The 19,784-nt window shown below is 72.0% G+C and carries 22 protein-coding genes; 15 read left to right on the top strand and 7 right to left on the bottom strand.

The genetic code is table 11. The annotated features are described in order from the left end of the window. Nucleotides 1–122: 122 nt before the first annotated feature. Nucleotides 123–869 carry an SDR family NAD(P)-dependent oxidoreductase gene (locus AQJ30_RS34395; RefSeq protein ID WP_067241689.1) on the bottom strand — a complete coding sequence of 249 codons (747 nt, stop codon included), beginning with the start codon at nt 867–869 and terminating at the stop codon, nt 123–125. A 142-nt stretch (nt 870–1,011) separates the two neighbouring features. On the opposite strand from AQJ30_RS34395, the gene AQJ30_RS34390 reads away from it, so the two are divergent. Then, nucleotides 1,012–1,623: a TetR/AcrR family transcriptional regulator gene (locus AQJ30_RS34390; RefSeq protein WP_067241687.1), complete on the top strand. Its 612-nt coding sequence runs from the start codon at nt 1,012–1,014 to the stop codon at nt 1,621–1,623. 72 nt (nt 1,624–1,695) lie between these two features. Here the strand turns inward: AQJ30_RS34390 and AQJ30_RS34385 are convergent, their stop codons facing one another. Beyond that, on the bottom strand, nt 1,696–1,878 hold the full coding sequence (locus AQJ30_RS34385) for a hypothetical protein (RefSeq protein ID WP_067241686.1): 183 nt from the start codon (nt 1,876–1,878) through the stop codon (nt 1,696–1,698). Between the two features lie 159 nt (nt 1,879–2,037). On the opposite strand from AQJ30_RS34385, the gene AQJ30_RS38590 reads away from it, so the two are divergent. Then, nucleotides 2,038–2,268, top strand: coding sequence for a hypothetical protein (locus AQJ30_RS38590; RefSeq protein ID WP_159052424.1), 231 nt, complete (start codon nt 2,038–2,040; stop codon nt 2,266–2,268). Between the two features lie 97 nt (nt 2,269–2,365). Next, complete coding sequence (locus tag AQJ30_RS34380; protein WP_067241684.1) at nt 2,366–2,581, top strand: DUF6199 family natural product biosynthesis protein; 216 nt, start codon at nt 2,366–2,368, stop codon at nt 2,579–2,581. 68 nt (nt 2,582–2,649) lie between these two features. Here the strand turns inward: AQJ30_RS34380 and AQJ30_RS34375 are convergent, their stop codons facing one another. Next, nucleotides 2,650–3,012: a DoxX family protein gene (locus AQJ30_RS34375; RefSeq protein WP_067241682.1), complete on the bottom strand. Its 363-nt coding sequence runs from the start codon at nt 3,010–3,012 to the stop codon at nt 2,650–2,652. 97 nt (nt 3,013–3,109) lie between these two features. Between AQJ30_RS34375 and AQJ30_RS34370 the strand changes: the two genes are divergently transcribed. Next, nucleotides 3,110–3,961: a LysR family transcriptional regulator gene (locus AQJ30_RS34370; protein WP_067241680.1), complete on the top strand. Its 852-nt coding sequence runs from the start codon at nt 3,110–3,112 to the stop codon at nt 3,959–3,961. 65 nt (nt 3,962–4,026) lie between these two features. Here AQJ30_RS34370 and AQJ30_RS34365 read toward each other — a convergent pair whose 3' ends face one another. Beyond that, nucleotides 4,027–4,767: a DUF6193 family natural product biosynthesis protein gene (locus AQJ30_RS34365; protein WP_067241678.1), complete on the bottom strand. Its 741-nt coding sequence runs from the start codon at nt 4,765–4,767 to the stop codon at nt 4,027–4,029. A 79-nt stretch (nt 4,768–4,846) separates the two neighbouring features. On the opposite strand from AQJ30_RS34365, the gene AQJ30_RS34360 reads away from it, so the two are divergent. Continuing rightward, complete coding sequence (locus AQJ30_RS34360) at nt 4,847–5,608, top strand: DUF4097 family beta strand repeat-containing protein (RefSeq protein WP_067241677.1); 762 nt, start codon at nt 4,847–4,849, stop codon at nt 5,606–5,608. 40 nt (nt 5,609–5,648) lie between these two features. Here AQJ30_RS34360 and AQJ30_RS34355 read toward each other — a convergent pair whose 3' ends face one another. Beyond that, nucleotides 5,649–6,746 carry a serine hydrolase domain-containing protein gene (locus tag AQJ30_RS34355; protein ID WP_067241675.1) on the bottom strand — a complete coding sequence of 366 codons (1,098 nt, stop codon included), beginning with the start codon at nt 6,744–6,746 and terminating at the stop codon, nt 5,649–5,651. A 351-nt stretch (nt 6,747–7,097) separates the two neighbouring features. On the opposite strand from AQJ30_RS34355, the gene AQJ30_RS34350 reads away from it, so the two are divergent. The 3 genes from AQJ30_RS34350 to AQJ30_RS34340 all read left to right on the top strand — a co-directional run bounded on the left by AQJ30_RS34350 (nt 7,098) and on the right by AQJ30_RS34340 (nt 9,438). Beyond that, nucleotides 7,098–7,847, top strand: coding sequence for a thioesterase II family protein (locus AQJ30_RS34350; protein ID WP_245727266.1), 750 nt, complete (start codon nt 7,098–7,100; stop codon nt 7,845–7,847). Nucleotides 7,848–8,025: 178 nt separating this feature from the next. Further along, the gene (locus tag AQJ30_RS34345; RefSeq protein WP_067241672.1) at nt 8,026–8,760 is read left to right on the top strand and encodes an IclR family transcriptional regulator; all 735 of its coding nucleotides are present in this window, start codon (nt 8,026–8,028) and stop codon (nt 8,758–8,760) included. Between the two features lie 105 nt (nt 8,761–8,865). After that, on the top strand, nt 8,866–9,438 hold the full coding sequence (locus tag AQJ30_RS34340) for a hypothetical protein (protein ID WP_067241670.1): 573 nt from the start codon (nt 8,866–8,868) through the stop codon (nt 9,436–9,438). 155 nt (nt 9,439–9,593) lie between these two features. Here AQJ30_RS34340 and AQJ30_RS34335 read toward each other — a convergent pair whose 3' ends face one another. Beyond that, complete coding sequence (locus tag AQJ30_RS34335) at nt 9,594–9,965, bottom strand: winged helix-turn-helix transcriptional regulator (RefSeq protein WP_067241668.1); 372 nt, start codon at nt 9,963–9,965, stop codon at nt 9,594–9,596. Nucleotides 9,966–10,051: 86 nt separating this feature from the next. Between AQJ30_RS34335 and AQJ30_RS34330 the strand changes: the two genes are divergently transcribed. From AQJ30_RS34330 to AQJ30_RS34320, 3 genes are all read left to right on the top strand, one after another. After that, on the top strand, nt 10,052–10,948 hold the full coding sequence (locus AQJ30_RS34330) for an NAD(P)-dependent oxidoreductase (protein ID WP_067241667.1): 897 nt from the start codon (nt 10,052–10,054) through the stop codon (nt 10,946–10,948). A 50-nt stretch (nt 10,949–10,998) separates the two neighbouring features. After that, nucleotides 10,999–11,532: a 2'-5' RNA ligase family protein gene (locus AQJ30_RS34325; RefSeq protein WP_067241665.1), complete on the top strand. Its 534-nt coding sequence runs from the start codon at nt 10,999–11,001 to the stop codon at nt 11,530–11,532. Between the two features lie 307 nt (nt 11,533–11,839). Further along, nucleotides 11,840–12,901: an endo-1,4-beta-xylanase gene (locus AQJ30_RS34320; protein WP_107119778.1), complete on the top strand. Its 1,062-nt coding sequence runs from the start codon at nt 11,840–11,842 to the stop codon at nt 12,899–12,901. A 157-nt stretch (nt 12,902–13,058) separates the two neighbouring features. On the opposite strand, the gene AQJ30_RS34315 is transcribed toward AQJ30_RS34320, so the two are convergent. Then, nucleotides 13,059–14,087, bottom strand: a complete 1,029-nt coding sequence (locus tag AQJ30_RS34315; protein ID WP_169808514.1) for a LacI family DNA-binding transcriptional regulator — start codon at nt 14,085–14,087, stop codon at nt 13,059–13,061. Nucleotides 14,088–14,234: 147 nt separating this feature from the next. Between AQJ30_RS34315 and AQJ30_RS34310 the strand changes: the two genes are divergently transcribed. Genes AQJ30_RS34310 through AQJ30_RS34295 form a run of 4 tightly spaced genes read left to right on the top strand, consistent with a single transcriptional unit; the run spans nt 14,235 to nt 19,703 of the window. Continuing rightward, entirely contained in the window at nt 14,235–15,539 is a 1,305-nt protein-coding gene (locus tag AQJ30_RS34310; protein WP_067241660.1) for an ABC transporter substrate-binding protein, read from the top strand. 5 nt (nt 15,540–15,544) lie between these two features. Then, complete coding sequence (locus AQJ30_RS34305) at nt 15,545–16,501, top strand: carbohydrate ABC transporter permease (protein WP_067241658.1); 957 nt, start codon at nt 15,545–15,547, stop codon at nt 16,499–16,501. Further along, entirely contained in the window at nt 16,498–17,316 is an 819-nt protein-coding gene (locus AQJ30_RS34300) for a carbohydrate ABC transporter permease (protein WP_067241656.1), read from the top strand. Before AQJ30_RS34305 ends, AQJ30_RS34300 begins: the two co-directional genes overlap by 4 nt. Then, nucleotides 17,313–19,703, top strand: a complete 2,391-nt coding sequence (locus AQJ30_RS34295) for a beta-xylosidase/alpha-l-arabinosidase (RefSeq protein ID WP_107119773.1) — start codon at nt 17,313–17,315, stop codon at nt 19,701–19,703. The genes AQJ30_RS34300 and AQJ30_RS34295 overlap by 4 nt, the downstream gene beginning before the upstream one ends. The last annotated feature ends 81 nt before the right edge of the window (nt 19,704–19,784 follow it).

Below are 19,784 nucleotides of genomic sequence, written 5' to 3'. Positions count from 1 at the left end.
TGCGCGCATCCGTCAGGGGCGTCCCAGGTGGGACGCCCCTGACGAAGGGCTCCCCGCCCGGACCGCCGCGGTCCTCGTCCGCGTGACGCCCGGTCGGGGCGACCTCAGGCCGGCCGGGTCGGTCAGATCTGGCTGGCCCCGCCGTCGACGTAGATCTCCGCGCCGGTCATGTAGCTGCTGGCGTCGCTCGCGAGGAAGAGCACCGTGTCGGCGATCTCCTCGGGGCGGCCGAGCCGCTTCATGGGAACCCCGGCCGCCAGCCCCTGCAGGAGCTGCTCGGCCGCCTCGGGTCCGTCGGCCAGGCCGGTGAGGCCCGGCGTCTCGACCGGCCCGGGGGCGATGGCGTTGACACGGATGCCGCGGGTGACGAGTTCCGCGGCCCAGCTCCGGGTCAGGGAGCGCAGGGCGGCCTTGGTGGCGGCGTAGACGCTGAACGACGCGGCGCCCTTGGTGTCGATGTTGGAGCCGGTCAGGATGATCGAGGAGCCCTCCGTGAGCAGCGGGAGCGCCTTCTGGACGGTGAACAGGGTGCCGCCGACGTTGGTGTGGAACGTGTCGGCGTAGTGGTCCCAGGTGATGTCGGGCAGGGCCGCGAACTCCCCGCCGCCGGCGTTGGCGAACACGATGTCGAGACGACCGTGCTGCCGGATGCCGTCGAAGAGGCGGTCGAGGTCGTCGAGGTTCGCGACGTCGGCGCGGACGCCGGTCGCGCGTGCGCCGATGGAGGCGACCGCGTCGTCCAGCGCCTCCTGCCGTCGGCCGGTGAGGAAGACGTGGGCGCCCTCCGCGGCGAGCCGGCGGGCGGCTGCCAGGCCGATGCCGGAGGTGGCGCCGGTGACGAGGGCGGTCCTGCCGTCGAGCTGTCCCATGACGGTGCTCTCCTTTTCTGTACCGCTCGGTACTGAAGTCGATGGTGGGAGAACCCCGTCGCTCCCCGCCCTATTCCGTACCGCCCGGTTAAAATTCGAGGGGCGTCGGGAGGCGATGCGGGGACCGAGGAGGGCGGCGGAGATGGCGGTACGCGGCAGACCCCGTGGCTTCGACGCCGACGCCGCGCTCGACCGGGCGGTGGAGGTCTTCTGGCGCCAGGGTTACGAGGGCGCGTCGCTGACCGACCTCACCGACGCCATGGGCATCAACCGGACCAGCATGTACGCCGCGTTCGGCAACAAGGAGGAACTCTTCCACCGCGCCGTCGCCCGCTACGCCGAGGCGGACATGGCGTACGCCCGCGAAGCCCTCGCGCAGCCCACCGCCCACGCCGTCGTCGAGACCTTCCTGCGCGCCAACGCGGACGCGCTCACCCGGGCCGACCGTCCCTCGGGATGCCTGTCCGTGCAGGGCGGCCTGGCCGAGGGCGGCGAGGGCGGCCGCATCGCCCAGTTCCTCGCGGACAGCCGTCTGGCGGGCGAACGGGCCCTCGCCCAGCGCCTCGCCCACGCCGTCGAGGAGGGCGACCTGCCCGCGGACACCGACCCCGACGCCCTCGCCCGCTACGTCATGGTCGTCAGCGAGGGCAACGCCGTGCACGCGGCGAGCGGCGCGAGCCGGGAGGCACTGCACGCGACGGTCGACATCGCGCTGCGCGCCCTGCCCGGGGCTGACGCCCGCGGCGAGCGGTGACGGTGGCGGCCGAAGCCTGCTGGGGACCTCTCGTGCCGACCCTTGTGCCGATCCGCCTTCGATGCCCGGCGGTCAGCCAGCGGAAGAAGCGCGGTCCCGTGCCTCCTCGTGGCGCGCCTGCATGCGTGCGACGACGCGCTGTTGTCCCAGCCTCCTGGCCTGACGGAGCTTGGCCTCGGCCGCGAGCAGCGGGATCCACAACAGCCAGCCCCACATGCTGAAGCGCACCACCCCGCTCCACTGCTGCTGTTCCACGTCCCCACCCCGGTCGTCCGGGCAAGCACTGTCCGCCGCGCCCGGTGCCGCTGTCAATCACTTCTAGATCACGGCTACGGCACTCCACGGTGCGCCGGTCGCCACGACCCTGCTTGGCCGCGTCACCCGGGGGCACTGGGTTGGGCAGGAGGTGCCCTCGTGAGTCCGTTGCGCCGAGAGTACGACGTGCCGAACTGGACGCGTCCGGGAGCCCGTTGGGTCTTCTGGCTGGGCTGGGCGGTGCTGTGCCTGAACCTGGCCCTGCTGGTGTGGCGGCTGGCTGAGGGGCGCCCGGGCCAAGCCGTCTATCCCGCAGTAATGGTGGTCGTGTTCGGCTGTCTCCTGATCGCCAACCGGGCCAACCGACGCCGACGGACGGAGCACCCATGACCGGGCCGCACGCTCTCCGGCGCACGGAGCGTGCGTCCGTCCCGCCTCAAGTGGCCCGGGAAGCGGGCCTCGACCCAGTTCCGAAAAGGGGGATCAGATGGTCGTCGTACTGCTGTGCGTGTTCATCGTGATGGGACTCGTCCAGGTGGTCAGGCCCCAGTTGCTGTGGAAGGCCAACCGCCCGCTGCAGCGTCCGTTCGTGAAGGACTACGACGCCACGGAACCCACCAAGGCGGGCTACACGGTGGCGAGGGTCGGCGGCGTGATCTTCCTCGCCGTGGCGACGTGGATGCTCATCAGGCACCTCACCTGACCTGAGGCCACCGAGCGGGACGGAACCCCAGGGCTCGTCGCGGCGGGTCCCGGGCGACGCACGGCCGGTCAGAGCCACGTGGTCGCGAGCCACACCGTCACGGCCGCGGCGGCGACGAGGCCGAGGTTGAGTTCGATCCGGCGGTCGCCCCGGCTGAGGTGGACCCCGGTGGCGCCGAGCTGCAGCAGCACGAACCCGACGGCCGCGGCCAGGGCCAGTCCGGGCGCGACACCGGTGAGGGGCGGCAGGACGAGACCGAGCGCGCCGAGCACCTCCACCGCCCCGAGGGACCGGAGGGCGGGCATCGGCGTGCGGTCCACCCAGGCCATCATCGGCTGCAACTCCTCGCGTGTGCGCAGCAGTTTGAGCGCTCCGCTGTAGAAGTAGAACAGCGCGAGCAGACCGGCGAGCGTCCAGTAGGCGACCTTCATGGTGGTTGTGCTCATGCCCCGATCCCACCGCCCGGCGCCCCCAGCCGTCCAAGACCGTTTCGGCACGGCCCATACCCGGCGGGTATCGTGCCTGTTCATGGAGCTGCGCACGCTGCGGTACTTCGTCGCGGTCGCCGAGGAGCTGCACTACGGACGGGCCGCCCGCCGCCTGCACATGAGCCAGCCGCCACTTAGCCGGGCCATCAGGCAGCTGGAGACCGAGCTGGGGGCGACGCTGCTGCACCGCTCGGCGGCCGGCGTCACGCTCACCCCGGCGGGGGCGGTGCTCCTGGAGCAGGCGCGCGCCCTGCTCGCCCAGGCAGAGCGGCTACGCCTCCGCGTCACCGAGGCCGCCGCCGTCACCACCCTCACCGTCGGCATCCTCGGCGACGGCACCGACCCCGGCGCGATCCGCCTGGCCGCGGCCCACCGGCGTCGGTACCCGGGCGTCGAGGTGCGCGTCCGGGACGCCGACCTGACCGACCCGACCTGCGGGCTGCGGGGCGGACTGGTCGACGTCGCCCTGACCCGCAGGCCCTTCGATGAGACGGGTTTCGCCGTGCGCGAGCTGCGTGCCGACCCGGTGGGCGCGGTGCTGCGCGCCGACGATCCGCTGGCCCGGAACGACGCGCTGGTCCTGGCCGACCTCGCCGACCGCCGCTGGTTCCAGTTCCCGGAGGGCACCGACCCGGCCTGGCGGTCGTACTGGAACGGTGGCCGGCCCCGTGAGGGCCCGGTCGTCCGCGCCGTCCAGGAGTGCCTCCAGACGGTTCTCTGGAACGGCACGGTGGGCATGGCCCCCCTCGGCCACGACCTGCCCGCCGGGCTGACCGCGGTCCCGGTGACCGACATCCCGCCGAGCGTGGTGGTCGCGGCCTGGCGGCAGGACGACCCCAATCCGCTCATCCCGTCCTTCGTCCGCACGGCGGGAGCGGCCTACCGTTCCTGACCTGACCTGACCTGACCTGACCTGACCTGACCTGACTGAACTGGTGGTCCGGCCTCCCACGCGCGTCATCCATCATCCTCGGCCGTTCCCGCGACAGCCGGCCCCAGGTCGGCCGGCAGCCGGGACACCGCGAACGCCACGGCTTCCCCGGCCGTGGCGGCCTCACCGATCGCCGTCCGGTAGGGGCGCCGCATCACGCGGTACGGGCTCACACCGAGCGCCGGAGCGATGGCCACCTCGGTGCGGAAGGGGTATCCGGTGCACGAGCTGAAGCCGAGCGTCCAGTGGCTGGAGAACACGTACAGCTGTCTCAACCGCGGTTCGGCGTGCGCCGCTTCCACGAGGTCGCCGAACTCGGGGACGTCCGGCGCCCCGGCCGCCCGTCTCCGCAGGCTCCGCCACTGCAACGCGACCACCGCCGCGGGTCCGCGTTCGGCGGCCTTCGCACGCTCACCGACGCGCAGGAAGGGGAACCGGGCCTCCAACTCCCCGAGTGGAGCGCCCCGTCCCCACGCCACTCCGGCCAGGACCACCTCCGCCGGATCGGTCGTGCCTCCGGTGACGCTCTCGATGCCCTCACTCCAGCCCGAGACGATGAAGAAGCGCTGCTCGGCCGCGATGGACACCGACAGCGGCCTGCGTCCCGGGACCGATGAGGCGATTCCCGCCGACCGGGACGTCCGCCCTTCGTGCGGGACGACGGTGAGACCGACGCCGAGGACGGCCGCCAGCTGTTCCAGTGCCGCGCCCAGGCCGCCCGCGGCGACCAGGTCGGGGTACGCATCGGGGTCGACATCGGGGTCCATCTCCTCAGTCTGCCGCGTCGGTGACGTGAGGAGCGGGGTGACCGGTCATGCCGGGGCCGAGCCGGGGAAAGCGGGGTGCATGACTGCGAACCCCGGAACTCGCCTGCGCCGTCTGACCGTTGCCCTGGCGGTGCTGCCCCTCGCGGTGGCCTGCCACGGCGGGGACGGCGGCTCCGGTGGCCCGCGCGCCGACGGGATGCTCGGCGCCGTGGACTCCGGCAGCACGGTCGTCATCACCACCGACAACGGGGTCAGGCTGCGCCCCGCCGACGGCCGGAGCGTCTCCGTCGACGGCGATGTCGGCGCCCACTGGTCGCACCGCGACGGCATGGAGGTGCTGGACCTCTCCTGCGTCGAACAGGACCGCGAGGGCCGCCCGTGCCCGCGCATGCCCACGGTGGAGGTCCCGGACGACGTACGGATCACGGTCACCGCACGCAACGCGGGCGTCGACGTCGTCGGCATCGCGGCCGCCCTGGACGTGACCACCGTCAACGGCGATGTCACGGTGGCCCGTTCCGGCCGGGACGACGCGGCCGTCGAACTGACCACCCGCAACGGCTCGGTGCGTGCCACGGCCGTGTCCGCGGACCGCCTGTCCGGCGTCACGTCCAACGGGGACGTCGTCCTCGCCTGCGCCACGGCCGCGAGCCGTGTCTCCGGGCGCACCACCAACGGCTCGGTCGACGTCACCGTGCCGGACGACGCCCCCGCCTACCGGGTCACGGCCGCCACCCGCAACGGCCTACAACGGATCGCCGTACCGACACGCGGCGCCGGCGACGGCCCCGCGATGACGCTGAGCACCGTCAACGGCGACGTGGCGGCCCACCAGGAGTGAACGGACCCGTTCCGACCGTCCCCCGCTCACCACGGCCCCGTCACGTGCAGAACGCCGTGTCCACGGCCGCCATGACGGCCTTCGCGGCCTCGTCGGCGTCTCCGAAGGTCCCCGGCAGGGCGGTCACGGCGAGGCCGACCGAGCGGCCGTCGTCCGTGGCGCCGCCACGGGTCTCGAAGCCGTCGATGTCGCCGCCGTGCCCCCAGTACACGCCGCCGCAGCTCAACGGGACGCTGAACAGGCCGAGTCCGTAGCGCCATCCCGGCAGCAGCGGTGCGTCGACCGTCTTGCGCATCTCGGCCAACTGGGCGGGCGGCAGCAGCCGTCCGTCGAGCAGCGCACGGGCGAACGCCGCGAGGTCGCTCGGGGTCGAGATCAGCTGGCCGGCCGCCCCGCCCCAGGACGGGTCCATGACGGTGGCGTCGACGACGTTGCCCTTCTCCAGGTTGCCGGTCGTGTATCCGTGCGGGTGCGGTCCCCGGACGGACTGGTCGCCGGGCTGCGGCCAATACGTGTGGCGCAGCCCGGCCTTCCTGATCACGCGCCGGGTCATCTCCTCCTGCACCGGCCGCCCGGTGACCCGCTCGATCAGCAGGCCCGCCAGCAGGTAATTGGTGTTGCTGTACTCCCACCGCGAGCCGGGCGGGAATTGCGCGGGGTGGGCCAGTGCGGCGGACAGCAGGTCGTGCGGCTGGAAGAACCTGTGCTGCAGTCCCTCGAAGTTCTCCATGCCGATGTATTCGGTGTAGTTGGGAAGTCCGCTGGTGTGCTGCAAGAGCTGCCGTACGGTGATCCGGTGGCCGTCGATGCCCTTTCCGCGCACGAGTCCGGGCAGGTAGGTCTCGATGGGCGCGTCGAGCCGGACCTTGCCCTCGGCCACGAGCTGGAGCACCACCGTCGCCGTGAAGCTCTTCGTGTTGCTGCCCGCCCTGACCTGGCCGTCGTGGGGGACCGGCACCTGCCGGCGCAGCTCGGAGGAGCCGGCGACCAGGGACGTCGTCCGGCCGTTCTTGCTGGTCCAGGCGAACGCGGCCGGGAACTTCTCGTCCCGCACGAGCGAGTCGAGACTCTTCTGCAGCGCGGCCTCCTTCCGCGGCGACTCGGCCACCGCCGCACTCGTGACGGCGGTGCTCAGCATTCCTGCCGCCGCGACCGCCAGAAGGACCTTGCGCACTTTGGAAGTAAATACGTTCTGCACCGGTTCTCCCTCTCGCTTGGAAATGGCAGGGAAAACGATGCCGTGGTGCGTGGGAAAGGGCAGTGGTGCACGGTCCCGAAAGTGAGGTGTACGTAGCACCACCGGGGGAGCGGTGCGTCGGTCGCCGACCGGGCGCACACGGGACAACGGGGCTTACCCGCGCACCCGTTCCTTGGCTAGGGTCGCCACGAAGGTCAGCAAGCGCACGAGGCCGGCGCACGAGGCCGGCACATGAGGCCGGCGCACGAGGCACGCGCACGGAGCAGGCGCACGGAACGAGGGGGCGGCCGGTTGAACACACCCATGGGCAGCGGCGCGTGGTTACGGCGGTACCGCACGGCCGGGCCGGAGGCGCCCCGTCTGGTGTGCTTCCCGCACGCCGGGGGTTCGGCCAGCTTCTACTTCCCCGTGGCGAACGCGCTCAGCCCGGACGTCGACGTCCTGGCGGTGCAGTACCCCGGCCGCCAGGACCGCATGGGCGAGCAGCCGGTCACGGACCTCCGCCTGCTCGCCGACCAGGTCACCGAGGCACTCGCCCCCTGGCGCGACCGGCCCCTGCACCTGTTCGGACACAGCATGGGCGCCGTCGTCGCCTACGAAGTCGCTCTGCGCCTGGAGCAGTTGCCGGGTCCCGGCCCGGCCTCGCTGTACGTGTCCGGGCGACGCGCCCCCGCCGGCCGGGGCACCGGCACCGTGCACCTGGGGGACGACGCGGGCCTGGTCCGCGAGCTCAGGGCGCTCGCCGGGACGGACGCGGCGCTGCTCGCCGACGACGACCTCCTCTCCCTGATCCTGCCGGCCCTGCGCGCCGACTACCAGGCCATCGAGACGTACGGACACCGCCCCGCGCCCCGGCTCTCCTGCCCGGTGACCGCGCTGCTGGGCGACGCCGACCCCAAGGTGACGCCCGACGAGGCCGAGGGCTGGCGGCAGCACACCGACCACGACTTCGACCTGCACGTGTTCGACGGCGGCCACTTCTACCTGACGCACCATCAGCCGGCTGTGCTGGCCCTGCTCCGGGAACGCCTGAAGGCCTGACCGGGCGGCTACAAGGCACGGCGACCGGCCCCCCGGGCGTGACCGAGGAGAAGTCGGCCCCGCGTGTTTCACGTCGATCGTCTCGTCAATCCACGGGCACAGCGGGCATCCTGCTAACCGGCGTCCGGTGGCCGTGCCGACGGGGGACACGGCCGACGCCGTCCGTTGGGGGGACCTCATGGCGCACTCACCGTCACCGTCGCAGCAGCGCACCACGTCCGCGTCGTCGATGGGCCGAGGAGTGTTGAAGGGGGCGTTCGCGCTGCTGGACGAGTTACGGCGGCAGGGCGGTGAAGCCGGACTCACACAGATCGCGAACGCCTGCGGACTGCCCAAGGCGAGCACCCACCGGCTGCTGCACCAACTGCTCACCGTCGGCGCCGTCGAACGCCACCGCGGCCGCTACCGCGTGGGCGGCCAGCTCTACCGGATCGGCCAGGCCTGGCAGCCCCATCCCGGACTGCGCCTGGCCGCCCGCCAGCCCCTGCACGGGCTGCGCGCCGCCACCGGCGCCAGCGTCGTGGTCACCGTCCTGTACGAGGACCTCGCGCTGACCATCGCCTCCGTGCCCGGCGAGGTCGAGCCGGTCGCACCCGTCCGCGACGGCATGGGCTTCACCCTGGACACCGCGGCGGGCCAGGTGCTCACGGCCGGGCCGCCCCGCCGGACGGCGGGCCGGCCGGAGGCCGCCGTCCTGGAACGTGAGCAGGTCATGGACGGAGTGTGCTGCGCGGCCCTCCCGGTGTGTTCGCCCGACGGGCAACTCCGCGCCGCCATCACCGCGATGGTGCCGCCCCACCGACGGCTCCAGACGGTCGCCGAGCACACCGCACGGGCCGGTGCCGCCATCACCGCCAACCTCGGCAGGGCCGCGAAGGGCACCGCCCCGCTGCCGCCCGTGCTGCGCCACTGAGCGGTTCCGCTCAGCGGAACGCGCGTAGAGACCGCGGCGCCCGGCGGGCAGGGTGAGTGCCGTGCCGGTCAAGGGGACCGGCGCGCACCACGAAGGGGGAACACCATGAACGTGCGACTCGCCGGCGTCACCGCCGTCACCGCGCTGGCTCTCGTCACCCTGCCGGGCACCGCGGGTGCCGCGCAGGCCGCCACCGGGTCCGCCGACCGCGGCGGGCACTGCGTGCTCGACCTGACCGGCCGCGCCCGCGTCAGCTGCTTCGACACCTTCAGCGGCGCGATCGCCCACGCGACCGGTGGCAAGGTGCGGCTGCCGGCCGGGGCGACCCAGGTCGAGGGCCGCTACCTGACCCAGCTCCGCCAGGCCAACGCCGCTGCCCTGAGCCCGGTGGCGATCGGCACGCTCTACAACGACGCCAACCGCAAGGGCCACTCCTGGACCATCACCCGCTCCTCGGACTGCGACGCCGACCCGGACATCGACTGGACGTACAGCAACCTGTCGGGCGTGAAGGACGCCTCCGGGTTCGACTGGAACGACGAGATCGGCTCGGCCGTCCAGTACGGCCAGTGCGAGGCGGTCTACTACGAGCACTCCTACTTCCAGGGCGCCCGGGTCAGTGGGGACTGGTCGGGAGGTGCCCTGGACGACGAGGTGTCCTCCATCGCGTGGAGCTGACCTGACCGGGACCGACGGTCCCCGCGGCGGCAGCGGCAGGAACTCCGGGGCGTGCGGCCCCCGGCGGCCCTGCCGCTGCGGTCCGTCCCGCGGGAGCGCCTGCCGCGGCCAGTCCCACGGGAGCGGGTGCCCCGGTCACACCCCGACCGTGCCGGTCACACCTCGGCCGTCCCGGTCACGTCCACCGCCGGCAGGCCCTCCCGGCGGATCCGTTCGGTGCCCCAGGCCCCGAGCGAGCGGAGGGCCTCGTTGAGCGTGCGCCCGTCCTCGGTCAGGGAGTACTCCACCCGGGGCGGCACCTCGGCGTACACCTCCCGGTGCACGAGGCCGTCCTGCTCCATCTCCCGCAGGTGCTGGGTCAGCATCTTCTCGCTCACTCCCGGCAGGCCCCGCCGCAACTCGGCGAAACGGCGCACGCCATGGGTGTGCAGCTCCCAGAGGATCAGGCCCTTCCACTTGCCGCTGACCACGTCGAGCGCGGCGTCTATCCCGCAGACGTACGGTCCGCGCCTGGGCGCCTTGGCCATCCCGCTCCGCCCCCTCACCCAAAGGTAAGTACCGCAGTAAATAGTCGGTACTTCCGACCGTGACGGCATTCTCCCAGCATGGAGACGTGACCCCATCCCACCGCACCACCAGCACCGTCGCCGTGATCGGACTCGGCCCGATGGGCCGGGCGATGACCCGCGCCCTCCTGGCCGCCGGCCGTCCCGTCACCGTCTGGAACCGCACCGCCCACCGCGCCGACGGCGTCGTCGCCGACGGAGCGAGACGCGCGGCGACCGCCCGCGAGGCGGTCGAGGCCGGCGACCTCGTGATCCTCAGCCTGACCGACTACCGGGCGATGTACGACATCCTCGACGGTGCCACCGACGCGCTCACCGGCAAGACCCTGGCCAACCTCAGTTCCGACACCCCCGACCGCTCCCGCGAGGCGGCCACCTGGGCGGCCGGCCACGGCGCCGCCTTCCTCACCGGGGGCGTCATGGTGCCCGCCCCGCTGGTCGGCACACCGTCCGCCCACGTCTACTACAGCGGCAGCGCCCAGGTGCTGGAGAGCCACCGCGAGACGCTGACCCTGCTGGGAGCACCGAAGTACCTGGGCGGGGACCCGGGCCTCGCCCAGATGATGTACCAGGCCCACCTCGCGGTCTTCCTGACGACGTTGTCCGCCCTGATGCACGCCACCGCGATGCTGGGCAGCGCGGGCATGACGGCCCGCGAGGCCCTGCCGGAACTGCTCGCCGCCGCCGACTCGATCGGCGCCATCGTCCGGGCGGGGGAGGAACACCCCGGAGCCGCCCTGGACGAAGGGCGGCACCCCGGCGACCTCAGCACGGTCACCATGATGGGCGCGACGGCCGACCACATCGTCGAGACCAGCCGGACACTGGGCCTGGACCTCGCCCTTCCCCTGGCCGTGCAGTCCCACTACCGGCGTGCGATCGAGGCCGGCCACGGCGGCGACAACTGGACCCGTGTCATCGACGGCATCCGCGACCCGCGCTGACCCGCACGTGCCGTCCCGCGCCGACGCCGCCCCGCCGGTAGGCTGCGTCGGTGCGGACGGTCGAGCTCCTGGTGGATGACGCGGCGGACCAGGCGGTCCGGGAGGCCTGGCGGCGGCTGGCGGACGCGGGGCTGCCCAGTCAGGCCCGGCACAGCTCGCCCACCAACAGCCCGCACCTGACCCTTGCCGCCTGTCCGGAGCTGACCGGCCCGATCCGCTGGGAGCTCGCCGAGGTGGCGGCCGCCCTGCCGCTCCCGGTGCGGTGCACGGGGCTCATCCGTTTCGAGCGGCCCACCTCCGTGCTCGCCTGGGCCCTCGACCCGGACCCGGCGCTGACCGCCCTGCACCGCCGGGTGTGGGAGGCAGTGGCGTCCGACAGCCCGCCCGAGACCCTCAACCCCCTGCACGCGCCGGGACGGTGGAACCCGCACGTCACCCTCGGCCGCACCCGGCGTGCGGGCGCCTTCGCCGACCGGCGGATCCCCGGTCTGCTGCCCACGCCGCCGCAGACCTTCCTGCTCACCACCCTGCGCAGCTTCGACACCCACACCGGCACCCTGGAGGTGCTGGAGCCTCGCGGGTGAGCACCCACCCCCGCAAGCGCAACCGAATGTTTCGATAACCTTTCCGAACGGCGGCCTAGAACATAGGGCCTGCGTGCTCGAAGGTCAATCAATCACGCACTCACGGGTGAAAGTTGCCCGCTTGACGCGGAGGTCCGACAGCCCGTACGGAGCTTGCAAAAACGCGGCTGTCGCACCGGTTGACGTCCCCTGCGGTGCCCCATACCGTTGCGCCGCGCTCTTCCGAAAGCGCCTCGAAACATTCGGAACTCCACTCTCCCTAGGAGGAGTGCTAGTGAAGGTGCCCCGCCTCGTCCTGGCAGCCGCCATGACGTCGTCCCTCGCTCTCGTCCCCCTCGCCGCCGCCGGCTCGGCCGCCGCGGCACAGGCCCCGGCCCACGGCGGCAAGGAGCGCACGCTCCGCCAGCTGGCGGCCGACGACCGGCTGCGCATCGGCACGGCCGTCGACATGTCGGCACTCGCCGACGACACCGACTACCGCCGCCTCACGGGGGAGCAGTTCTCCACCGTCACCCCGGAGAACGTCATGAAGTGGGAGGTGACCGAGCCGCAGCGGGGCGTGTACGACTACGCCGCGGCCGACCAGCTGGTCGCGTTCGCCGCGCGGCACGGGCAGAAGGTGCGGGGCCACACGCTCGTCTGGCACAGCCAGTTGCCTTCCTGGCTGACCACCGGCGACTTCACCGGGCAGGAGCTGCGCCAGATCCTGCACCGCCACATCACCGACACCGTGCGGCACTTCAAGGGCCGCATCTGGCAGTGGGACGTCGTCAACGAGGCGGTCAACGACGACGGCACCCTGCGCGACTCGATCTGGCTGCGCAAGCTGGGCCCGGGGTACATCGCCGACGCGTTCCGCTGGGCGCACGAGGCGGACCCGCACGCCAAGTTGTTCTACAACGACTACAACATCGAGTGGTCCGGCCCCAAGAGCGACGCCGTGCTCGACCTGGTCGGCCGGCTGAAGGCCGAGGGCGTCCCGATCGACGGGGTCGGCTTCCAGGGGCACTTGGGCATCCAGTACGGGCTGCCCGGCGGAGTGCCCGAGAACTTCGCCCGCTTCGAGAAGCTCGGCCTGGACACCGCGGTCACCGAGGCGGACGTCCGCATGGTCCTCCCGGCGGACGACGAGAAGCTGGCCACGCAGGCCGAGGGCTACCGGCTGCTGCTGGACGCCTGCCTGCGCACCCGGCACTGCATCTCGTTCACCGTCTGGGGCTTCACCGACCGGTACTCCTGGGTGCCCGGCGTGTTCGAGGGGGAGGGTGCGGCGAACCTCCTGGACGAGGACTACGGCGTGAAGCCGGCCTTCCGCGCGGTCCAGAAGGCGCTCTCCGGCCACGCCCGCGCGAAGTCGACGACGCGGTAACCGCCGACGCACGTTGCGCCCCGCCCCGTCCGGTACGACCCGCCTCCTGCGCGGGCCACCGGGCGGGACGGGGCTCTCTGCGTTTCCCTCCAGGACACCCGGTGATCGAGCCGACCCGCCACCCCAACGCCCCACCACGGAGCCGTAGTTCGCTCCCTCACCCCATCGCCGGCCCCGCGGTCGTCTGACGCACCACCAGCCGGGTCGCCAGTTCGATCCGCCGGGCCGTGCCGTCCGGGTCCGCCTGCTCCAGCAGCATGCGGGTCGCTTCCTCGGCCATGTGGCGCAGGGGCTGGTGGACCGTGGTGAGGGGCGGGCTCGTCCACTGGGCGAGCGAGACGTCGTCGTAGCCGACCACGGACAGGTCCCGCGGGACGCTCAGCCCGCGTACGCGCGCCGCCTGCAGGACGCCCAGGGCCTGCAGGTCGCTGCCGGCGAAGAGCGCCGTCGGCGGGTCGGGCAGCGCGAGCAGCTCCATGGCGTGCCGGTAGCCGCTCTGGACGTGGAAGTCGCCGTACCGGACGAGAGCGGGGTCGACGGCCAGGCCCGCCATGGCCATCGCGGAGCGGTAGCCGTCGAGACGCGCCAGGGAGCACATCAGGTCCTCGGGGCCGGTGATCACGGCGACGCGCCGGTGACCCAGGTCGGTGAGGTGACGGGTCGCGGCGAGGCCGCCCGCCCAGTTGGCCGAGCCGACCGAGGGGACGTCGGGGTCAGGGTCGCCTGCGGGGTCGATGATGACGAACGGGATGCCGAAGGAACGCAGTCGGCGCTTCACGGGCTCGGGGAGCGTGGAGAAGACCAGCACGACGCCGAGCGGCCGCCGTCGCAGCACCCCCTCGACCCAGTCCTCGGCGGGCGCGTGCCGGGTACCGCTCTCGGTGAGGACGACCGTCGCACCGTTCGCTTTCGCGACGTTCTCGACGCCGAGGATGAGCTCGACCGCCCACACGCTCTCGAGTTCGTGGAAGACCAGCTCGACGAGGGGCGCCCGGGCGGCGCCGGGTGGGCGGCGCCGGTAGCCCTGGGCCGCGAGCAGGCGTTCCACCTTGGCACGCGTCCGGTGGGAGACGTCGGCACGCCCGTTGAGCACCTTCGAAACAGTCGGCAGCGACACCCCGGCCTTTCGGGCCACGGTCGCAAGGGTCACTCGCCCCTCGTCCGTCGCGTCGTCGTCATCGTCCATGCAGCGCAGGATAGGTCACCGGGGTCACGGCCGGGGTAACGCTTTGGTCGCGTGGCTGCAAGGTCATTGACCAGATATCGGATCGGCCCCTACTGTCCGTCCGCATGGACTTTCGGCAATGATGCCGAAACTTTCGAGAGGCGGACGATGAAGACACGCACGCGCTTGCACGGACTGCTCGCCTGTGGCGCCACCCTCGCCATGGCCGTGAGCCTGACGGCCTGTGGGGGGAACGGCAGCGGCGGTTCGTCGAACGACGGGAAGATCCACGTCCTGGTCTACGGCGACGCCAGCAACAAGGTCGAGAAGCAGATCGTCGAGACCTTCAACAAGACGTCGGACGTGAAGGCCGTGCTCGACACCATCCCCGGTGCCGACTACCAGCAGAAGCTGCAGACGATCATCAGCACGCCCCAGGCGCCGGACGTCTTCTTCAACTGGGGCGGCGGCAGCATCCAGCCGTTCGTCAAGGCCGACCTGCTGATGCCGCTGGACGACTTCATCGCCAAGGACCCGAACCTCAAGGACAAGTTCCTGCCCTCGGTGTTCAACAGTGCCGTGGTCAACGGCAAGTCCTACGGCATCCCGATGCGCGGCACCCAGCCGGTGCTGCTCTTCCACAACAAGAACGTCCTCGACAAGGCGGGCGTCCAGCCGCCCAAGACCTGGGACGACCTGCTCGCCGCGGTCAAGACGCTGAAGAAGAAGAACGTCACCCCGATAGCCCTCGGTGGCGGCGACCAGTGGCCGACGCTGATGTGGTTCGAGTACCTCTACGACCGCATCGCCGGCCCAGAGCTGTTCCAGAAGGCCCTGGAGGGCGACAAGGACGCCTGGGCGAGCGCCGACAGCAAGAAGGCCCTCGGCCAGATCAAGGAGCTGGTGGACGCCGGCGCCTTCGGCACCAACTACGACTCGGTGAAGTACACCAACGGCGCCTCCCCGGCGCTGGTCGCCTCCGGCAAGGCCGCCTTCGAGCTGATGGGCTCCTGGTACTACTCCCAGCAGCAGACGGACGCCAAGGAGTTCGCCGCCAAGGGCCTCGGCTACACCACCTTCCCGACGGTCCCCGGCGGCAAGGGCGACCCGGCCAACGTGGTCGGCAACACCAACAACTTCTACTCGGTGCTGAAGAAGACCAAGCACCCCGAGGCCGTCGCGCAGTTCCTGAAGCTCATGTACTCCGACGAGTTCGTCAAGGCGCAGATGTCCATCGGCAACCTGCCCACCACGACGAACGTGCCGAAGTTCCTCACCACGTCGGCGAGCCCCGAGTACTCGCGCTTCCAGTACGACCTGGTCGCCGCCGCCCCGTCGTTCCAGCTCTCGTGGGACCAGGCCTACCCGCCGGCCGCGAGCACCCCGATGCACCAGGCCGTGCAGCAGTTCTTCAACGGCCAGCTGGACGCCGACGGATTCATCAAGGCCATGCAGGCCCTGCCCACCGAATGACACTCATGACCACTCAGACCACGAGTGCTCCCACCGCCGCCGAGACCCCCAAGAAGGTCCGGCGGCGGCCGGAGGGCTCCTCCGCCGTCCTCGTGGGGCGCCCGGGCTTCGTCTGGGCGCTGCCCGCCACCCTGTTCTTCGCCCTGTTCGCCATCGCACCGCTGATCATGGTGGCGGTGCTGTCCTTCATGAGCTGGAACGGCCTCGGCTCGCCCCAGTGGGTCGGCACCGACAACTGGAACCGGATCCTCGACGACCCGGTGATGATCAACAGCATCTGGCTCACCCTGCTGCTGACCGCACTCGGCGTCGCCATCCAGACCCCGCTGAGCATCGTGCTCGGGGTGTGGGCCGCCGGCCACCAGCGCAACCGCGCCGTCCTGTCCGCCATCTACTTCATCCCGCTGCTGCTGTCCTCCACCGCGGTCTCCGTGCTGTGGCGGGCGCTGCTCGACCCCAACTTCGGCATCCCCGCACGCGCCACCTGGCTGTTCGGCGACGGCAACCTGTTCGGCAAGCAGGCCACCGCCATCGGCGTGCTGGCGTTCGTCAGCACCTGGCAGTTCACGCCCTTCCACACCCTGATCTACCAGGGCGCCGCACGCGCCATACCCGACGTCCTCTACCAGGCCGCGGAGATCGACGGCGCCGGGCGCTACCGGCAGTTCTTCCACATCACCCTGCCGCAGCTGCGCAACTCGATGATCACCTCGATGATCCTGATGATCGTCGGCGGACTCACCACCTTCGAGACCGTGCTGATCCTGACTCAGGGCGGCCCGGGCACCGACACCACCATCAGCGCCTACTACATGTACCAGAAGGCATTCAAGAGCTTCGACTTCGGCGCCGGCTCGGCGATCGCGCTCTGCCTGGTCGTGGCCGCCACCATCATCTCGCTGATCGTCGTGCGCGTCTCCGGCTACGACAAGATGCGCAGCGACATGGAGGGTGTGTCATGAGGCGCCGCCCCAACTACCTCGCCGGAGCGGGCTCGTTGGTCTGGCTGCTGTTCGTCGGCCTGCCGCTGTACGTGCTGCTCGCCGCGACCCTGCGCACCCGCGAGGACTACGCGAAGAACGGCCCGGTGTCCTGGCCGGACACCTTCACCCTGCACAACTACACCGGCGCCTTCGACTCGGGCTTCGGTCAGTACTTCTTCAATACCCTGCTGGTCACCGTGTGCGTGGTGGGCATCGTGCTCGCCCTGGTGCCGCCGCTCGCGTACGCCATCGTGCGCAGCCGCAGCCGGGTCACCTCGCAGATCTTCCGCCTGTTCCTGCTGGGCCTCGCAATCCCCGCGCAGGCCGTCATCGTCCCGATGTTCTACCTGATCAGCGAGGCCGGGCTGTACGACAACCTGCTGGGCGTGATCCTGCCGACGGCGGCCTTCTGCCTGCCGATGTCGGCGCTGATCCTCAGCGGCGCCATGCGTGACATCTCGTCCGAGCTGTTCGAGGCGATGGCGATGGACGGGGCGAGCCCGCGGCGGATGTTCTTCCAGCTGGTGGTGCCGCTGTCCCGCGGCGGGCTGTCCACCATCGTGGTGTTCTCCGCCCTGCAGGCGTGGAACGGCTTCCTGTTCCCGCTCGTCCTGACCCAGTCCGACTCCACCAAGGTCGTGACGCTCGGTCTGTACAACTTCCAGACCGAACACGGCGTCGACATCCCCGGCCTGCTGGGCGCGGTGACGCTGTCCATGGTGCCCGTCCTTCTCGTCTACCTGTTCGCCCGTCGCGCCCTGGTCCAGGGCCTGATGGGCGTCGGAGGAAAGTGACCCCCAACGTGGCCGTTGAGACCACCCCCGAAACCCCTCAGATTCCCTTGTGGAACGATCCCGCCCACGACATCGACACGCGGGTCTCGGCGCTGATCGAGGCCATGACCCTCGACGAGAAGATCGCCCAGCTGTACGGCGTGTGGGTCGGCGCGTCCGCCGAGGGCGGTGAAGTCGCCCCGCACCAGCACGAGATGGACGACGCCGTCGACCTCGACGCCCTGCTCCCGGCCGGGCTCGGCCAGTTGACCCGGCCGTTCGGCACCGCGCCCGTCGACCCGGCGCTCGGCGCGCTGTCCCTGATGCGCACCCAGGCGCGGATCACCGCCGCCAACCGCTTCGGCATCCCGGCCGTGGCCCACGAGGAGTGCCTGGCCGGCTTCGCCACCTGGCAGGCCACCGCCTACCCCGTGCCGCTGTCCTGGGGCGCTTCCTTCGACCCTGACCTGATCCGCGAGATGGCCGCCGCGATCGGCCGCGACATGCGCGCGGTCGGCGTCCACCAGGGCCTCGCACCCGTCCTCGACGTGGTGCGCGACGCCCGCTGGGGCCGCGTCGAGGAGACCATCGGCGAGGACCCCTACCTGGTCGGCACCATCGGCACCGCGTACGTGCGGGGTCTGGAGTCCGCCGGGATCGTCGCCACGCTCAAGCACTTCGTCGGCTACTCCGCCTCCCGCGCCGGACGCAACCTCGCCCCGGTGAGCGCGGGCCCCCGCGAACGCGCCGACGTGCTGCTGCCGCCGTTCGAGATGGCCCTGCGCGAGGGCGGCGCCCGCTCGGTCATGCACGCCTACACCGACACCGACGGGCTGCCGTCCGTGGCGGACGAAGCCTTGCTGACCGAACTCCTGCGGGACACCTGGGGCTTCGACGGCACGGTCGTCGCCGACTACTTCGGCATCGCCTTCCTCAGGATCCTGCACGGCCTGGCCGGCGACTGGGCCGACGCGGCGGGCACCGCCCTGCGGGCGGGCGTCGACGTGGAACTGCCCACCGTCAAGACCTTCGGGGCACCCCTGACCGAGGCCGTGCGCGCCGGACGCGTGCCCGAGGCCCTCATCGACCGCGCCCTGCGCCGCGTCCTCGCCCAGAAGGCACGGCTCGGCCTGCTCGACCCGGACTGGAGCCCGGTGCCGCCGGCCCTGGCCGCAGCCGACCCGGCCGACCCCGACGCACTGCGCGGCACCGTCGACCTGGACAGCCCCGCCAACCGCGAACTGGCCCGCACGGTCGCCGAGGAGGCGGTGGTGCTGCTCAGCAACGACGGCGTTCTGCCCCTCGCCGCACCGCGCCGCATCGCCCTGGTCGGCCCCAACGCCGAGGAGGCCACGGCCGTCCTGGGCTGCTACTCGTTCCCGCAGCACGTCGGCGTGCACCACCCCGACCAGCCCGTGGGCATCGAACTGCCCACCCTGCGCGAGAGCCTGGAGCGCGAGTTCCCCGACGCGGAAGTGACCGTGGTGCGCGGCACCGGCGTCGACGACGGCGACACCTCCTCCCTCGCGGACGCGGTGGCGGCGGCGCGCGACGCCGACGTGGTGGTGGCCGTCCTCGGCGACCGCGCCGGCCTGTTCGGGCGCGGTACCAGCGGCGAGGGCTGCGACGTGGAGTCGCTGGCCCTGCCCGGCGCCCAGCAGCACCTCCTCGACGCGCTGCTCGACTCGGGCACGCCCGTGGTGACCGTGCTGCTCGCCGGGCGCCCCTACGCGCTCGGCCGGGCCGTGGAGGAGTCGGCGGCCGTCGTGCAGTCGTTCTTCCCCGGCGCGGAGGGCACCCCGGCCCTCGCGGGGGTGCTGAGCGGGCGGGTCAACCCGTCCGGACGGCTGCCGGTCAGCGTGCCCCGCGGCTCCGGCACCCAGCCCTCCACCTACCTCGGCGCGCGGCTCGCGCAGGCCAGCGAGGTCTCCAACGTCGACCCGACGGCCGCGTTCCCCTTCGGGCACGGCCTGTCCTACACGCGGTTCGTGTGGAGCGACCTGGCCGTCGACACCGACACCGCCGCCACGGACGGCGAGGTGACCCTCGCGTTCACCGTCCGCAACGCCGGTGAGCGGCCCGGCACCGAGGTGGTCCAGCTGTACCTGCACGACCCGGTGGCGTCCGTGGTCCAGCCGGTGCAACGGCTCGTGGGCTTCACCCGGGTGCCCCTGCGGGCCGGCGAGTCCCGGCGGCTGCGGGTGACCGTCCCGGCCGACGTCGCCTCGTTCACCGGCCGCGACGGCCGGCGCGTGGTCGAGCCGGGTGAGCTGGAGCTGCGGCTGTCCGCGTCCAGCGGCGACCCCCGGCTCACCGCACGCGTCACGCTGGAGGGTCCGGAGCACCACGTCGACCACACCCGGCGCTTCCACGCGCTGTTCGAGGAGGACACCGCCATGACGGCGTAGGGAGACCGTCGGGCGGGGAGGACGGGCCGGTCGCGGAGTGAGGCTCCCGCGGCCGGCCCGTCATCGTGGGTGGCCTGGGAA

Source organism: Streptomyces longwoodensis (assembly GCF_001514125.1).
Taxonomy (GTDB): Bacteria; Actinomycetota; Actinomycetes; order Streptomycetales; family Streptomycetaceae; genus Streptomyces; species Streptomyces longwoodensis.
Note: the sequence above shows the minus strand (reverse complement) of the source record. Positions and strands in the feature narration are given on the sequence as shown.

Bases quoted from the DNA above. Each gene is read 5' to 3' on its own strand.
- AQJ30_RS34395 (WP_067241689.1), bottom strand. From the start codon at position 869: ATGGGACAGCTCGACGGCAGGACCGCCCTCGTCACCGGCGCCACCTCC.
- AQJ30_RS34390 (WP_067241687.1), top strand. From the start codon at position 1,012: ATGGCGGTACGCGGCAGACCCCGTGGCTTCGACGCCGACGCCGCGCTC.
- AQJ30_RS34380 (WP_067241684.1), top strand. From the start codon at position 2,366: ATGGTCGTCGTACTGCTGTGCGTGTTCATCGTGATGGGACTCGTCCAG.
- AQJ30_RS34375 (WP_067241682.1), bottom strand. From the start codon at position 3,012: ATGAAGGTCGCCTACTGGACGCTCGCCGGTCTGCTCGCGCTGTTCTAC.
- AQJ30_RS34370 (WP_067241680.1), top strand. From the start codon at position 3,110: ATGGAGCTGCGCACGCTGCGGTACTTCGTCGCGGTCGCCGAGGAGCTG.
- AQJ30_RS34365 (WP_067241678.1), bottom strand. From the start codon at position 4,767: ATGGACCCCGATGTCGACCCCGATGCGTACCCCGACCTGGTCGCCGCG.
- AQJ30_RS34360 (WP_067241677.1), top strand. From the start codon at position 4,847: ATGACTGCGAACCCCGGAACTCGCCTGCGCCGTCTGACCGTTGCCCTG.
- AQJ30_RS34355 (WP_067241675.1), bottom strand. From the start codon at position 6,746: ATGCTGAGCACCGCCGTCACGAGTGCGGCGGTGGCCGAGTCGCCGCGG.
- AQJ30_RS34345 (WP_067241672.1), top strand. From the start codon at position 8,026: ATGGCGCACTCACCGTCACCGTCGCAGCAGCGCACCACGTCCGCGTCG.
- AQJ30_RS34340 (WP_067241670.1), top strand. From the start codon at position 8,866: ATGAACGTGCGACTCGCCGGCGTCACCGCCGTCACCGCGCTGGCTCTC.
- AQJ30_RS34335 (WP_067241668.1), bottom strand. From the start codon at position 9,965: ATGGCCAAGGCGCCCAGGCGCGGACCGTACGTCTGCGGGATAGACGCC.
- AQJ30_RS34320 (WP_107119778.1), top strand. From the start codon at position 11,840: ATGACGTCGTCCCTCGCTCTCGTCCCCCTCGCCGCCGCCGGCTCGGCC.
- AQJ30_RS34315 (WP_169808514.1), bottom strand. From the start codon at position 14,087: ATGGACGATGACGACGACGCGACGGACGAGGGGCGAGTGACCCTTGCG.
- AQJ30_RS34310 (WP_067241660.1), top strand. From the start codon at position 14,235: ATGAAGACACGCACGCGCTTGCACGGACTGCTCGCCTGTGGCGCCACC.
- AQJ30_RS34305 (WP_067241658.1), top strand. From the start codon at position 15,545: ATGACCACTCAGACCACGAGTGCTCCCACCGCCGCCGAGACCCCCAAG.
- AQJ30_RS34300 (WP_067241656.1), top strand. From the start codon at position 16,498: ATGAGGCGCCGCCCCAACTACCTCGCCGGAGCGGGCTCGTTGGTCTGG.